This window comes from Dactylosporangium sp. NPDC005572 (assembly GCF_040605515.1).
GTDB lineage: Bacteria > Actinomycetota > Actinomycetes > Mycobacteriales > Micromonosporaceae > Dactylosporangium.
In genome coordinates this window covers 1-14197 of the sequence record NZ_JBEXCY010000064.1, presented here as the reverse complement: position 1 = coordinate 14197, position 14197 = coordinate 1, and the positions used below count along the sequence as shown (strand labels likewise).

Annotated in this window: 14 protein-coding genes and 1 pseudogene; 4 read left to right on the top strand and 11 right to left on the bottom strand. The window is 72.3% G+C overall.

Going from position 1 to position 14197, the window contains the following annotated elements; translation table 11 throughout:
• Positions 1–45 precede the first annotated feature (45 nt).
• Both ABZS66_RS27775 and ABZS66_RS27770 read right to left on the bottom strand, forming a co-directional pair.
• Entirely contained in the window at positions 46–897 is an 852-nt protein-coding gene (locus ABZS66_RS27775) for a universal stress protein (RefSeq protein ID WP_354762568.1), read from the bottom strand.
• 112 nt (positions 898–1009) lie between these two features.
• Positions 1010–1828 (bottom strand): class I SAM-dependent methyltransferase, encoded by an 819-nt coding sequence (locus ABZS66_RS27770; RefSeq protein ID WP_354762566.1) that lies wholly within the window; start codon positions 1826–1828, stop codon positions 1010–1012.
• Between the two features lie 285 nt (positions 1829–2113).
• Here ABZS66_RS27770 and ABZS66_RS27765 point away from each other — a divergent pair, with 285 nt between their 5' ends.
• A complete protein-coding gene (locus tag ABZS66_RS27765) occupies positions 2114–4009 on the top strand; it encodes a PHB depolymerase family esterase (RefSeq protein ID WP_354762564.1) in 1896 nt (631 codons plus the stop codon).
• Between the two features lie 69 nt (positions 4010–4078).
• Here the strand turns inward: ABZS66_RS27765 and ABZS66_RS27760 are convergent, their stop codons facing one another.
• The 5 genes and pseudogenes from ABZS66_RS27760 to ABZS66_RS27740 form a co-directional block, all read right to left on the bottom strand.
• Positions 4079–4699, bottom strand: a complete 621-nt coding sequence (locus ABZS66_RS27760) for a vitamin K epoxide reductase family protein (RefSeq protein ID WP_354762562.1) — start codon at positions 4697–4699, stop codon at positions 4079–4081.
• Positions 4696–5451 (bottom strand): thioredoxin domain-containing protein, encoded by a 756-nt coding sequence (locus ABZS66_RS27755; RefSeq protein WP_354762560.1) that lies wholly within the window; start codon positions 5449–5451, stop codon positions 4696–4698. Before ABZS66_RS27755 ends, ABZS66_RS27760 begins: the two co-directional genes overlap by 4 nt.
• A gap of 205 nt (positions 5452–5656) precedes the next feature.
• Positions 5657–6757 (bottom strand): malic enzyme-like NAD(P)-binding protein, encoded by a 1101-nt coding sequence (locus ABZS66_RS27750; protein ID WP_354762558.1) that lies wholly within the window; start codon positions 6755–6757, stop codon positions 5657–5659.
• A 38-nt stretch (positions 6758–6795) separates the two neighbouring features.
• Positions 6796–7050: a sodium-independent anion transporter gene (locus ABZS66_RS27745; RefSeq protein WP_354762653.1), complete on the bottom strand. Its 255-nt coding sequence runs from the start codon at positions 7048–7050 to the stop codon at positions 6796–6798.
• 89 nt (positions 7051–7139) lie between these two features.
• Positions 7140–7544: pseudogene (locus ABZS66_RS27740) on the bottom strand (SulP family inorganic anion transporter); the annotation flags it as partial.
• A gap of 150 nt (positions 7545–7694) precedes the next feature.
• On the opposite strand from ABZS66_RS27740, the gene ABZS66_RS27735 reads away from it, so the two are divergent.
• The 3 genes from ABZS66_RS27735 (at position 7695) to ABZS66_RS27725 (ending at position 10213) form a co-directional block, all read left to right on the top strand.
• Positions 7695–8027: a metalloregulator ArsR/SmtB family transcription factor gene (locus ABZS66_RS27735; protein ID WP_354762556.1), complete on the top strand. Its 333-nt coding sequence runs from the start codon at positions 7695–7697 to the stop codon at positions 8025–8027.
• 111 nt (positions 8028–8138) lie between these two features.
• On the top strand, positions 8139–8357 hold the full coding sequence (locus ABZS66_RS27730) for a hypothetical protein (protein WP_354762554.1): 219 nt from the start codon (positions 8139–8141) through the stop codon (positions 8355–8357).
• A 272-nt stretch (positions 8358–8629) separates the two neighbouring features.
• Positions 8630–10213 (top strand): DEAD/DEAH box helicase, encoded by a 1584-nt coding sequence (locus ABZS66_RS27725; protein WP_354762552.1) that lies wholly within the window; start codon positions 8630–8632, stop codon positions 10211–10213.
• Positions 10214–10753: 540 nt separating this feature from the next.
• Here the strand turns inward: ABZS66_RS27725 and ABZS66_RS27720 are convergent.
• From ABZS66_RS27720 to ABZS66_RS27705, 4 genes are all read right to left on the bottom strand, one after another.
• The gene (locus ABZS66_RS27720) at positions 10754–10957 is read right to left on the bottom strand and encodes a cold-shock protein (RefSeq protein WP_354762550.1); all 204 of its coding nucleotides are present in this window, start codon (positions 10955–10957) and stop codon (positions 10754–10756) included.
• Between the two features lie 391 nt (positions 10958–11348).
• Positions 11349–12320, bottom strand: a complete 972-nt coding sequence (locus ABZS66_RS27715) for an ABC transporter substrate-binding protein (protein WP_354762548.1) — start codon at positions 12318–12320, stop codon at positions 11349–11351.
• A 34-nt stretch (positions 12321–12354) separates the two neighbouring features.
• Positions 12355–13335, bottom strand: a complete 981-nt coding sequence (locus ABZS66_RS27710; protein ID WP_354762546.1) for an ABC transporter permease — start codon at positions 13333–13335, stop codon at positions 12355–12357.
• The coding region (locus ABZS66_RS27705; RefSeq protein ID WP_354762544.1) for a sugar ABC transporter ATP-binding protein at positions 13332–14197 on the bottom strand (866 nt) is incomplete at its 5' end. The genes ABZS66_RS27710 and ABZS66_RS27705, both read right to left, overlap by 4 nt.

Genomic DNA, 14197 nt, shown 5'->3' with positions numbered 1-14197 from the left:
CCGCCGCCCGCGTGGAGTGCGGGCGGCGGCCCCGGGCCATCCGGTTCAGGGGTGTTCGCGGCGGTGGGCGATGAGCACCGGGCACTCCGCGTGGTGCATGAGCTGCTGGCCGACCGAGCCGAGCAGCAGGCCGGTGAAGCCGCCGTGCCCGCGGCTGCCGACGACGACGAGCCGCGCGGTGCGCGAAGCGCCGACGAGGACCTCGGCCGCGCGGCCCATGGCGACGACGGCCCGGACCTTGACGGCCGGGTACTTCTCGGACCAGCCGGTCAGGGACTGCTGCAGCGCCGCCCGCTCCGGCGCCTCGACCGTGCTCAGCGGCAGCACGGAGGGCGGCGGGACGTACGCGCGGACGGCGACGAGCTCGGCACCCCGGGAGGCCGCCTGCTCGAACGCGAGGGCGAGCGCCGCATCGGTGGACGGCGAGCCGTCGACACCGACGACGACCGGCCCGTCGTCCGCGTCCGAGCGCCCGCGCACGACCGCGACCGGCACCGCTGCGTGTGTCGCGACCTGCTGGCTCACCGAGCCCATGAGGAGGTTCGTCAGGCCGCCCGAGCCGCGGTTGCCCACGACGAGTAGCCCGGCGGTGGCCGCGGCGTCGAGCAGGGCCGGTGCCGGGACGCCGCGGACGGTGGTGGCGACGACCCGGACGCCGGCGTGCCGCTCGTGCAGGTGCGCCACGAGCTCGTCGAGCTTCTCCTCGGCCAGGGTCTCCGCGTCGGCGGCCGCCTGCGCGGACACGCCGTCGTAGTAGGCGACGGTCCAGGGCGGCTGGTAGGCGTGCACGATGTGCAGCGCGGCGCCGGTCCGGCCGGCCTCCGCGACGGCCCAGCGCACGGCGGCGCCCGACTCGGCCGATCCGTCGTATCCGGCGACGATGCGTTGACGGTTCATGACGCCCTCCTCGGTCTGTGCCGTCAGCATGCGCCGGTCCGGATCCCGCGGGCAGAGGACGTCGACGGGGCCGCACGGGACTTTCGTCCCGAGCCGCCCCGGGTGCGGTCGCCTACGGCTCGGCGCGGCGGCCGACGGTGGTGAACATCCAGTAGGAGTACGCGAGCGTCTGCGGGTCGTGCATGGCCTCGCGGAGCAGGCCGAGCTGCTCGGCGGTCATCCCGCGGTCGAGCAGTTCGGCCTGGAGCTGGTAGGAGTTGCTGACGTGCAGCAGGTTCCCGGCCGTGCCGCCGGGCCACAGCCGGTTGTGGACCACGGTGCTCACGTCGGCCAGCCCGGCGGCCCGCATCGCGAGGGGGACGGTGCGGGCCCAGCCGAGGTCGGCGCCGTGCTCGGTCAGGATCGACAGGATCGCGTCCTGGAAGGCGTCGTACGCCTCGGCGGCCTCCGGGCTGCCGGCGTGCAGCAGCCAGTTCCGGTCGGTGCAGTCCCAGTCGGACACCACGAGCAGGCCGCCGGGTCGCAGGGCATCGGCCAGCCGCCGCAGAACGAGGTCCCGCTCGGTCAGGTGCAGCAGCACCAGCCGGGCGTGGATGAGGTCGTACTGCTGCGGTGGCAGGTCGACCGTGCGCACGTCGCCCTGCAGGACGGTGATGTTGTCGGCCGCGGCGGCGATGTGGCGCGGGTCGAGGTCCAGGGCCGTGACGCCGCCGGTCGGGCCGACCTGGCCGGCGATCCAGCGGGTCACCGTGCCGGCACCGGGACCGATGTCCAGGCAGCGCCAGCCGATGCCGGTGCCAATCGAGGCCAGCACCTTGATGGTGTGCTCGTCGAGGATGTCGGCCAGCAGGGTCAGCTGGTGCGAGCCCTGCGGATCCGCGTTCCTGAAGGTGTACGCCGAGCCGGCATCAGCCGCGGTGGTGGTGGTCATCGGGGAGGCCTCCTGGTCGTGGGTCGCGTCCGGCACAGCATTCGCGGCCTTCCGGGCGCGGGCATGGGCCGGAGGTCACACCGCCAAGGGCCGAAGGTCACCGCGCCGGTACCGGGTACTCAAGGATGCCGACCTGGTCCACCAGGCGGACCATGTGATCCATCTAGAGGTCCACCGTCATGCTAAGGAATCGGATTCGGAAGGGGCAAGCGGTGGTTTCGATACGGGGTGCATGATTGTGTGGCTCGTGTGGACCGCTTGGCGGGCCGCTACTACGGTCGCGCCATGACCAACATCGACCGGCGTCACCTTCTGGTGGGTACCGCCGCGCTCGCGGTAGGCGCCGCACTGACGGCCGAGGGCTTCACCACCGCGGCGTACGCGGCACCGCACCGCCCCGGCGAGCTCGGCGAGGCGCAGCCCCTGGACGGCCGCCCGTTCCCCGCCTACGACTACACCCGCGCCAACCGCCTGCCGCGGGAGATGGCCGGGTACTGGACCAGGTCGTTCGACGTCGCCGGTGCGACACGCACCGCGAAGGTGTACCTCCCCGCCGAGACGCCCATCCGTTCCTACTACACGGTGATCGCGGTACCAGACGGAGCCGGCACCGCGGAGTTCCTGCAGTCGTCGGGCTGGCGCGACGTGGCCGACCAGCGGCAGGAGGGCCTGTTCGTCCTCGAGCCCGGACCGGGCGGCTGGGCCGACGCCGAGGCCGAGGCCGCGTACGTCGCGGCGGCGATGGCGTTCTACCAGGCCAACAGCTACTTCTCGATCTTCGGGGAGCACTACCTCGTCGGGTACGGCGGCGGCGCCCCCGTCCTGGAGGCGTGGGCGGTCGCGAACCCGCTGCGGGTCATCGCCCAGGCATACGTCGGCTCCGCCGGCCTGAGCGCCGCCTACCTCGCCTCGTACGCGGCGCGTGAGTTCGACGGCCAGTCGCAGTACACCCCGGTCGACCTGCCGCCCGGTCTCCGGCGCATCCGCTACGACGAGACGGTGCTGCCGACCTGGTACCTCCACCCCGACCCGCGCTCGTCCGCCGCGAGCGTGGCCTACTGGAAGCACGCCAACGACACCGTGGCCTCCGCCGGCCGCGACGGCACCCTCGGTACCGTGTACCGGCAGCGCCCCGGCTCGGGCCGGTGGATGACGTCGCACGCCGGACCGATCTCGAAGGTCGCCGTCCAGGCCCGCCGCACCGAGCCCCGCAGCAGGACGACGACCCGCCAGATCGTCGAGTTCCTGTCCGCCTACACCCGCTACGAGAACTTCTTCGCGTACGGCAACGCGCTGTATGAGCGCGCCGATTTCCGGCGGCTCGGCATCGAGGTCCACACCATGCAGGTGGCGGGTTTCGTCCGGGAGTACCTCGTGTACGTGCCCCGATCCGCTGGGCGCAGGGCGCCCGTCGTGTTCGTCTGGCCCGGCGACAGCCAGACCGACAAGGTGTTCATGGACGCCACGCAGTGGTGGAAGGTCGCCGAACGCGAAGGGTTCGTCCTCGTCGTCGTCTGCGAGCAGTACAGCCGCACGTCCGTGGTCGTCAGCCACCGCGACTCATTGACCTTCTTCCGGCAGCTGCGCGAGACGATCACCGCCCGCTACGACGTCGACCCCACTCGCTGCTACTCCACCGGGCAGTCCGCCGGCAGCCAGGTCACGCAGAACCTCGCCATCGCCTTCCCCGAGTACTTCGCCGCGGTCGCGACGACGTCCTTCCCCGCTGCCCCGAACGCGGCCGGCACGATCGGCATCGACGGTGTGGCGTACCCGGCCGGCGGGAAGCCGATCCCGAACTACATGATCTACGGGTACGGCGACATCCAGCAGTTCGTGGGCACGCTCTGGGACGACACGGCAAACCTGACCGACAGCTGGGCGCAGTACCACCTCGGGGTCGACGGCCTGACCCTCGCCGACGTCGACACGACGGCCGGACGGCGCAGCGGCTTCCACGACCGCTTCCAGACCTGGACCTGGAATGCGCCGGGCACCCCCATCCCGATCTTCAAGGTGACCAGGAACCTCTACCGCTCGCACAACACCACGGCCGAGGAGCCGCCCCTGTTGTGGGCCTTCCTCAAGCACTACAGCCGCGAGGTCGGCAAGGACGGCACCGTCACCCGCTACTACAGCCCCTCCGCATTCGGCCGGCCCGGAGACCGCCGGCGCCTCTGATCGAACGCCGACGCGACGGCGGCGAGAAGGGGCCTGCAGGCACTCCGGGCCGCCGCCGTGCGCGCGCGGCTAGGCGACCAGCGCGTCGCCGTACTTGAGCACGACGGCCAGGGCCAGGACGAGCAGCCAGATGGTCACCGCGACGGCGTCGAGCTCGGCGTCGATCGCGCCGCGCAGTGCCGACCCGACGCGACGCGGCAGGAACAGGTTGCCGTCGCGGATGTTGATGTGCGTCAGTGTCGAGAACACGAGGGTGGTGGACACCGTCACCAGCAGGCACCACGGGCACAGCGCACCGATGTTGAACATCGACTGGTAGAACAGCCAGTACGCGAAGATCACGCCGAGGGTGTACACCACCTGCGCGGCGAACATGAACCAGCGGGGGAACCGCACGCCGCCCAGGCCGGCCACCGCGATGGTGATCACGACCGGCTCGGCGACGAGGCCCAGGAACGCGTTCGGAAAGCCGAACAGCTGGGCCTGCCACGAACCGGCGACGGTACCGCAGCTGATGACGGCGTTGAGGTTGCAGGAGAGGCTGGCGCCCGGGTCCTCGGCGAGCCGGATCGCATCGACGGACAGCACGAACGACGCCGTCAGGCTCAGGCCGGCGGAGAACAGCATCGTCCCGAGGATCCAGACGTTGCTGTGGCGCACGCGGCGCAGGCGGGTCAGCGTCCCGGTCACGGCCGGCTCTTGGCGTCCATGACCGCCTGCGTCAGGGGGCCGGCCGTGTAGAGGTCGCCCTTGAACATCGCTCCGTCGATCTTCACCGTCGGGGTGCCCGTGATGCCGCCGGTGCCGAACGCCGCATCCGTGCGGGTCACGATCCAGGGTTCGAAGGTGCCGGCGGTGAAGAGCCCGGCCACGTCCTGGGCCACGCCGGCGCCGACGGCCACTGCGGCGATCTCGTTGTCGGTCAGGCCCTCGGAACCCTCCCGCGGCTGGCGGGTGAACAGCGCGCTGTTGAAGGCCAGCACCTTGGCCGGCGCCCGGTCGGCCACCACGGCGACGGCGTTCGCGGCCCGGGTCGAGTACCTGGTGCCCGCCGAAGCCCGGTCCAGGAACGCCAGCGGGTACAGCTCCAGCCGGACCGTACCGTCGGCGACCAGGCGCTCCAGCTCGCCGCTGTTGGCCCGCTCGAAGCGGCCGCAGTACGGGCACATGTAGTCGAGGTAGATCTCGAGCCGCACCGGCGCGGCGGCGTCGCCGATCACGATGGCGCCGGACGCGTTGGCATTGGCCGGAGCCACCGTCGGCCGCTGGGTGACCTCCGGGGAGTCGCCGGTGCCGGCCGCGTGGACCAGGCCGGCGACGATGGCGACCAGCAGTCCGAGAATGACCACGCCGCCGCCGGCGGCGAGCAGGCGGTTCCGTCTCTGTCTGCGCTGTTGCGCGGCCAACCTGGCGCTGCGTGCCTGCCGTGCCTGCTTGCTCACCGCGTCGACCCCCTGTCGGATGCGAAGGCGGCGCACCAGAGGTTCATGGCACTCCCGGATGCGCTCACCGCACAGCCTGCGGCCGCCCCCACCACCCCGAACGGGGCAAAGGTCCCGAAGCCGTGGTGCCGTTGGTACCGACCGGTCGACTGACCGCGACGCCTACGGTGGCGACGCGAGCTGACAAGCTCAGTGCTCGCTCGGTTCAGGCTTGGTGCAACGTCGGCTCCGCCCGGCGGCGGGACGCCTCGACCGCGGCGACCGCGGCGGCCATGGTGGGCGCCAGCTGGGGGTCGAGGACGTCCGGCAGGAGCCGGTGCGGGCCGAGCGCATCCTCGCCGAGCAGCCCGGCGAGGACGTCGGCGGCGGCCAGGAGCATCGCCGTGGTGATCCGTGGCGCCCGGGCGCTGAGCAGCCCGCGGACGATGCCGGGAAACGCCAGCAGCTCGGTGAGGCCGGTCGCCGTCACGGCGGCCGGCCCGGCCGGGGGAGGCGGGCCGGCCAGCGCGAACACCACGGGTCGCGCTGCCATCGTCTCCACCAGGTGCTGATCCAGCCCTCCGTCGGCGCTCACCGCGACGACGGCGTCCGCGCCGGCGAGGGCCTGCGCGGGCCCGCCCTGCACTCGCCGCGGGTTGGTGTGGCCGGCCAGCCACGCGGTGGGCTCGGGCGGCGTGCCGGGGCCGGGGTCGAGGATGCCGTGCGGGGTGCAGACCGTCACGTCGGTGGCGCCGGCGTGCAGCAGCAGGCGGGTCACTGCGCCGGCGGTCACGCCCGCGCCCAGCACGACGATGCGGGCGGTGTGCAGGTCCTTGCCGGTGACGCGCAGCGCGTTGCGGAGCGCGGCCAGGACGACGACCGGGGTGGCGTGCTGCTCGTCGTGGAACACCGGAATGTCGAGCGCGATCCGCAGGCGGCGCTCGATGTCCCGGCACGACGGCGAGGCGAAGCCGGTGAGGTCGACGGCCCCGAACGTCGGCGCGATCGCCCGGACCGCGGCGACCACGCCGTCGGTGCCGTGGGCGTGGCCGGTGTCCAGGCAGATGGGTACCGCGTCGATGCCGGCGACCTCGGCGTAGAGCGCCGCCTTGGCCTCCACGAACGGCAGCGCGGCGGCCGGCCCGGCGTTGCCCAGGCCGGGCACGGCGCTGCCGTCGCTGATCACCGCGACCCGGTTCGGGCGGCCGGTCACCTCGGCCGCGGTCTCCGGGCGGGCGGCGATCGCGGCCGCGAGACGGCCGGCCCCGTGCGTGTAGCGCAGCGCGAGGTCCCGCAGGGGTCGTCGGCCATCGTCTGAGGCCTTCATCAATTGCAGAGGTTATCAACTCTTCGAGTCGGGAGGGCTCAGGAGCCGCGCATGAGGTCGCGGGCGTACGCGATCGCCTCCGGGGTGCCGGGGAACCGGGGGAGCCGGTCGGCGACGCCGAGGGCGGTGAGCACCTGGTCGTGGTGCGGGGCGATGCCGGACAGCAGCACCGTGATACCGCGGCGGCGCAGCCGGGAGATGGCGTCGCCCAGCACGTGCGCGCCAGTTGCGTCGACGGTCGTGACCCGCGACATGCGCAGGATGACGACGCGGACGTCGGCGACCTCGGACAGCTCGAGCAGGAAGTGGTGGGCGGCGGCGAAGAAGAGATCACGACGGCGATCCCGGCGGTGAACCCCTCGATCACCGGGGTCGGCAGGTACCGCACGTACCGGCCCAGGCGGGCCAGCGCGAGGACGAGCAGGACCACGCCGGCCATCGCCCCGACCATCAGCACGCCGGCCGGCCCGAAGTCGGCGACGACCGGCACCAGCACGACGGTCATCGCGCCGGTCGGCCCGGACACCTGCAGGTTCGAGCCGCCGAAGACGGCGGCCACCGCCCCGGCGACGACGGCGGTCACGAGACCCGCCCCCGCGCCGAGCCCGGAGGAGGCGCCGAACGCGAGCGCGAGCGGCAGCGCCACCACGGCGACGGTGAGTCCCGCGAGCAGGTCCCGTCGCGGGTTGCGGCGCGCCGCAACCCAGTCCGACCGCGTGGGGAGCAGCCGGGTCAGCCGGGTCAGCCGGCCGGCGGTACCACGGACCGCCGCACTGCGGACCGCCATGATCACCGCCTCCGTCCGTCCTGGATTGGAAGACTTTAGCAGTTGATAAAGTCTTCAAGTCGAGACGGTCGCACGGCGTGTCCGAGGTGCCGTGCCGGGCTCCACCGGCTGCTAACCTTGCTGCGAGGCCCCGGGGGAGGTGGATGTCGTATGTCGGTCCCGCTGTACCAGGCCAAGGCGGAAATGTTCCGGACACTCGGCCACCCCGTCCGGATTCGCGTGCTGGAGCTGCTCCAGGACGGTCCGCGACCGGTCCGCGACCTGCTCGCCGAGATCGAGGTCGAGGCGTCGAACCTCTCGCAGCAGCTCGCCGTGCTGCGCCGGGCCGGGATTGTGACCTCCTACCGGGACGGCTCCCTGGTGATGTACGCGTTGAGCACCCCCGACGTGGCGGACCTGCTCGCCGCCGGAAGGCGGATCCTCGGCTCCCTGCTCACCGATCGCGACGGCCTGCTGGTCGAGCTGCGCGCACGCAGCGAGTAGCGGCCGGCGCTCCTTGCGGAGCGGTGAGCCTGCGGCGACCGTGCGTGATCAGCCGAGATGTCAAGATCGTGAAGGTTTCGCGCCTGGGGCCTGGTGCTATACCGTCGGTGGGTGAGAATCGAGCGTCATTGGTGGAACGGTCAGAGCACCGTGCGAGGGCGTCGCGACGTGTACATCCGCACCGATGGCGAGTCGTGGGAGGTCGAGGCCCGCGCCGGCGGCGCCGCCGGCCGGTCGAAGATCCACCAGTGTCCGAGCCGGCAGTCGGCCGAGATCCTGGCCGGGGCGTGGATGGGCGAGCAGAGCCGGTGGCAGGTCGTCGCGGTCTGACCGGCCGGCGGTCACGTTCGGCGATCAGCGGTCACGGTCAGCGGTCACGGTTCAGTCACGGTCGGCGGCCAGGGTCTTCGCCCCGCCGGCGGTCAGTGTCGGCGGCCACAGTCGGCGCTCCGCCGACCGGCGGACAGCGAGGCTGGTCGCGGACTCGGGTACGCTGACGGCGCGGCCCGCACGTTTGGCGGGCCGGGTTCGATGTCCCACGCCACGCGCGCGGCCGAGACGGTCAGCGCCGGGCGGGACGTCCTTCGACGTTCGGAGCCTGTATGGCGGCACGCCGCCCCCGCAAGACCACCTCGTCCGGCCCCTCCACCGCAACCGGCGCATCGAGCTCAACCGGTGCATCGAGCCCGTCCGCGTCCGCCGACGGGCTCGGCTTCGCCGATCTCGGCGTGCCGGCCGCGCTCGTCCGCGTGCTGGCCGCGGCCGGGGTGGACCGGCCGTTCCCGATCCAGGCCGCGACCCTGCCCGACGCACTCGCCGGGCGGGACGTGCTCGGGCGGGGCCGCACCGGGTCGGGCAAGACGTACGCCTTCGTCCTGGCGGTGCTCACCCGGCTCGCCGCCGGCACGGCGGCACGGAAGGCCGGGCGGCCCCGGGCGCTGATCCTCGCGCCCACCCGCGAGCTGGCCGCCCAGATCGACGCCGTGATGGCGCCGCTGGCCAAGGCGCTGTCGCTGCGGACGATGACCGTGTTCGGTGGTGTCGCCGCCGGGCCCCAGGTCGCCACGTTGCGCGCCGGGGTCGACGTCGTGGTGGCCTGCCCGGGCCGGCTCGCCGACCTCGTCGAGGGCGGCCACGCGCGCCTGGACGGCATCGAGATCACCGTGCTGGACGAGGCCGACCACATGGCCGACCTCGGCTTCCTGCCGACCGTGCGGTGGCTGCTGGAGCAGACGCCCGCCGGCGGTCAGCGCCTGCTGTTCTCCGCCACGCTGGACGCGGGCGTCGACGTGCTGGTGCGGCGGTTCCTCACCAACCCGGCCGAGCACAGCGTCGACTCGACGCTCTCGCCGGTCGCCGCGATGACCCACCACGTCCTGCACGTCCGCGCCGAGGACCGGTTCGCCGTGCTGGTGGAGCTGACCGCCGCGCCGGGCCGGACGATCGTGTTCACGCGCACCAAGCGGGGCGCGAAGACGCTCACCCGCCGGCTGGTCGCGGCGGGCGTCGCCGCTGTGGAGCTGCACGGCAACCTGGCCCAGGGCGCGCGGGCCAAGAGCCTGCAGGCGTTCTCCGACGGGGCCGTGCGCACGCTGGTCGCCACCGACATCGCCGCCCGGGGCATCGACGTCGAGGACGTCGCCCTCGTCGTGCACGCCGACCCGCCGGCGGAGCACAAGGTGTACCTGCACCGCTCCGGCCGCACGGCCCGGGCCGGCGCGGCGGGAACGGTCGTCACGCTGATGACCGACGGCCAGGCGCCCGAGGTCCGCGAACTGACCCGCAAGGCCGGCATCGCCGCGACCACCACCCGGCTGCGCCCCGGCGACGAGTTGCTGCGCACGCTGGCCCCCGGAGAGCGAACCCTGGTCCTCCAGCCGGCGACACCGCCGCCCGCGCAGAACGGCGGCCGGCGGTCACTGACCGCTTCGACGCAGCAAGCGTCCGCCGGTCCGCGGCGGGGGGCGCAGCCTGAGCAGACCGGCGGCCGGCGGTCGCGGACCGCTTCGGCCCAGTCCGCATCACAGAGCGGCGGCAAACCGGCGAAGACCGCCGCGGCCCAGTCCGCATCGCAGTCCGGCGGCAAACAGGCGAAGACGACCTCGGCCCACGCCGCACCGGTGCGTTCCAGTGCGGCCGCCTTCTCCGCCAAGGCCCGCCCGGGCAGTCGCCGCGGCGGCCGCTGAGCGCGCCCGGACCCGCCCGGACCCGCCCGGGCGGTCGCCGGGGTGGGGGCCTGAGCGCGCGTCCGGACGTGGTAGGGCGCTGGTCACGCCAGGCGCTTGCCGCACCGGGCGGCTGCCGGGCGACGCCGGGCAGCCGTCGCGGCGAGGCTGAGCACACGCCCCGAGCCTGGTCGGGCGCTCGTCACGCCGGGCGTTGAGCGCGCCCAGGCATGGCCGGGTGGTCGCCGGAGTGGCGGCCTGAGCGCGTGTCCGGGCCTGGCTGGCTGCTGGTCACGCCAGGCGTCGGCCGGGCCGCGCCGGGCAGTCGCCGCAGGGACGAATCGAGCGCGCACCCCGGACGTGGTCGAGCGCTCGTCACGCCGGGCGCGCTGACCGCGCCCGGGCTGGGGCCTGAGCGCGCGTCCGGGCCTGGTCGGGCGCTCGTTACGGCGGGCGTTGAGCGGCACCGACGGCAAACGCCCCGCACTAGTGCGGGGCGTTTGTGGGTGCGTCAGGCCGGCCGGTCGCCGACCGGCCAGGCGTCGCTCAAGGGCGGGACGCTCAGACGGCGCGGATGTTGGCCGCCTGCGGCCCCTTCTGACCCTGGGTGATCTCGAACTCGACCCGCTGGTTCTCCTCGAGGCTGCGGAAACCGCTCGCCGAGATCGCCGAGTAGTGGGCGAACACGTCGGCGCCACCGTCGTCGGGGGTGATGAAGCCGAAGCCCTTCTCCGCGTTGAACCACTTCACAGTACCGATGGTCATGACCTGCTCCTTCGCAAGGCAGATGGAGGCCACACGGTGTGGACTCCCGCGTCGCCGCTTTGATGACCCTGCTCCGGAAACCCGGCAAATACTGACAACGCCCGCAGGTGCGAGACCCACGGGCGAGGCAACGTATGTGGAAATCAAGCTTGCAACGCCCCAACTTTACCACGAGCAGCGTTCGGCCAGAATCGGCAGGCGCCGTGATGCGGAACGCCGGCGGCCGTGGCTGCCCGCGCCGGGTCAGCGGCGCAGGCGTCCGCAGGCCAGGAGCGCTGGGTCAGCAGGCGGTGGACTGTGGCCAGGTCGCCGCCGGCCTGACGTTCTCCCGGCCTGACGTTCGCCGCCGGCCGGGCGCGGATCGTCCCGCGTCCGGCCGGCGGCGCGCCGGTCACTGGTACAGGACGGCGGAGATCTTCGGGTCGTCGATGTTGGCCTTGTCGTACCAGTAGAAGCCGGTGTCGACCGACTTCGGCAACGACTGGCCCTTGATCGCGGCGACCGCGGCCTTCACCGTCTCGTAGCCGATGCCGACCGGGTTCTGGGTGATCGCGCCGGCCATCGTGCCGGCCTTGATCGCGTCGATCTGGTCCTTGCCCGAGTCGAAGCCGACGACCGTCATCTTGCCGGTCAGGCCGCGCTCCTGGACCGCGTGCAGGACGCCGATCGCGGCGCCCTCGTTCGAGCCGTAGATGCCCTTGAGGTCCGGGTTGGCGGTGATGATCGCCTTGGCCAGGTCGGTGGCCTTGAGCGGGTCGCCGCTGTACTGGATGTCGACGATCTGGATCTTCGGCTCGTTCTTCTTCATGTAGTCGACGAAGCCGTCGCGGCGCTGGACGCCGGTGACGCTCGTCTGGTCGTGCACGACCATGGCGATCTTGCCCTCGTGGCCGATCTTCTCGGCCATGTGCTTGGCGGCCTCGGCCGCGGCGGCGAGGTTGTCGGTGGCGGCCGTGGTGACCGGCACGTCGCTGTCCACGCCCGAGTCGAACGCGATCACCGGGATCTTCTCGTTCTTCGCCTGCTGCATGAGCGGGCCGGCGGCCTGGCTGTCGATGGCGGCGAAGCCGATCGCGTCCGGGTGCTTGTCGATGACCGTCTGCAGCAGCTGGATCTGCTGCTCGACGTTGCCCTCCTCCTGCGCGCCCTCGAACGTGACGGTGACGTTGAACTCCTTGCCCGCCTGCTCGGCGCCGGCCTTCACGGCCTGCCAGAACTGGTGGCGGAAACCCTTCGAGATGAGCGCGACGTACGGCTTCTCGTCGCCGCCACCGCCGGGCTTGTCGGCGGCCTCGGAGCAGGCGCCGAGGGCCACCGTGATCGCGGTCGCGCCGAGCAGCGCGACGAAGGCCTTTCTGTTCATCGATCGAACTCCTTCAAATGGGGTGTGGGAGGGATCAGGCGCGTTTTCTGCGCAGCATGTCGACGTAGACGGCGACGAGGATCACGCAGCCGACGACGACCGACTGCCATTCCTGCGGTACTGCGGTGACACGGAGGCCGTTGGTGAGCACGGCGACGATGAGGGCGCCGACGACCGTGCCGGCGATCGAACCGCGACCGCCCTGCAGTGACGTGCCGCCGATGACGACGGCCGCGATGGCCTCCAGCTCCAGGCCCATCCCGCCGACCGGCTGGGCGGAGCTGAGCCGGCTCGCGGCGAGGACACCCGCGATGCCGACGAACAGCCCGGCGATCGTGTAGATGGTGAGCTTCCAGCGCACCACGTTGACGCCGGACAGGGCGGTGGCGGCCTCGTTGCTGCCGATCGAGAACGCGTAGCGCCCCACAATCGTCTTGCCGAGCACGACCGCCGCCACGACGGTGAGGGACAGGAAGATGAGCACGCCGAGCGGGAAGCGGGCTCCCGGGATGACCGAGAAGTTCATCAGGAGCTGGAAGTCGGGGTGCTCCTTGAAGTAGATGGGCTTCGTACCCGAGATGACCAGCGACAGGCCGGACGCGACGAGCATCATGCCGAGCGTCGCGATGAACGGCGGCAGGCCGAGCACGGACACGTTGAACCCGTTGACGAAGCCGATCAGGCCGCCGAACAGGATCGCGCCGGTGACCCCGGCCCAGGCCGGCCAGCCCCAGTACGTCAGGAAGACACCGGTCATGACGCCGCACAGGATCATGCCGGTGCCGATCGACAGGTCGATGCCGCCGGCCACGATGACGAACGTCGTGCCGAGCGCCAGGATCCCGGTGACGGTCGCCGCCATCAGGATGCCGACCAGGTTGCTCGGGGTGAAGAAGTACGGGCTGGCGAACGAGAAGAACACCAGGATCGCGATCAGGCTGGCGAGGGCGAGCACCTGCTGCACCGAGCCGCGCATCCGGGCGACGATCGGGCGCTTGACGGGGATCGAGGTCACCTGGTCACCGTTCCTTCGGCTCCTTCAGTGTTGAAGCGGGTGGCGTAGTCCATGATGTTTTCCTGGGTTGCGTCGGTGTTGTCGAGAATTGCGGTGATCCGTCCCTGGCACATGACGGCGATGCGGTGCGACATGCGCAGCACCTCGGGCAGCTCGGACGAGATCATCACGATCGCCTTGCCGGCCGCGGCGAGCTCGTCGAGCAGTGCGTAGATCTCGTCCTTCGCGCCGACGTCGATGCCCCGCGTCGGCTCGTCGAAGATGAGGACGTCGCAGTCGCGCACGAGCCACTTCGCGACGACGGTCTTCTGCTGGTTGCCGCCCGACAGGTGCTGTACCAGCTGACCGGTCGACGGCGTGCGGATGCGCAGCCGCGCGACGTAGTCGGTCGCGGTCCGGCCGATCAGCCGGTCGGCGACGAACCCGAGGGGCGAGGTGAACCGGGGCATCGAGGCGAGCACGACGTTGTCGCGCACGCTGCGGCCGAGCAGCACGCCGAAGTGCTTGCGGTCCTCGGACAGGTAGCCGATCCCGGCCCGGGCGGCGTCCGCCGGGCTGGCGATCGAGACCTCACGCCCGTGGACCGCGACCGTGCCGCCGTCGCGGCGGTCGGCGCCGACGATCGCGCGGGCCACCTCGGTGCGGCCCGCGCCCATGAGGCCGGCGAAGCCGAGGATCTCCCCGCGGCGCACCTCGAAGCTGACGTCGCGCAGCAGCGCCCGGGTGCGCAGCCCCCGCACGGACAGCACCGGCTCGCCGGCTGTCACCGCCGCGCGCGGCCGCTGCTCACCCGTGATCGCCCGGCCGACCATCAGGGAGATGACCTCCGGCACCGAGCTCGTCGCCGTGTCGAGCGTGCCGA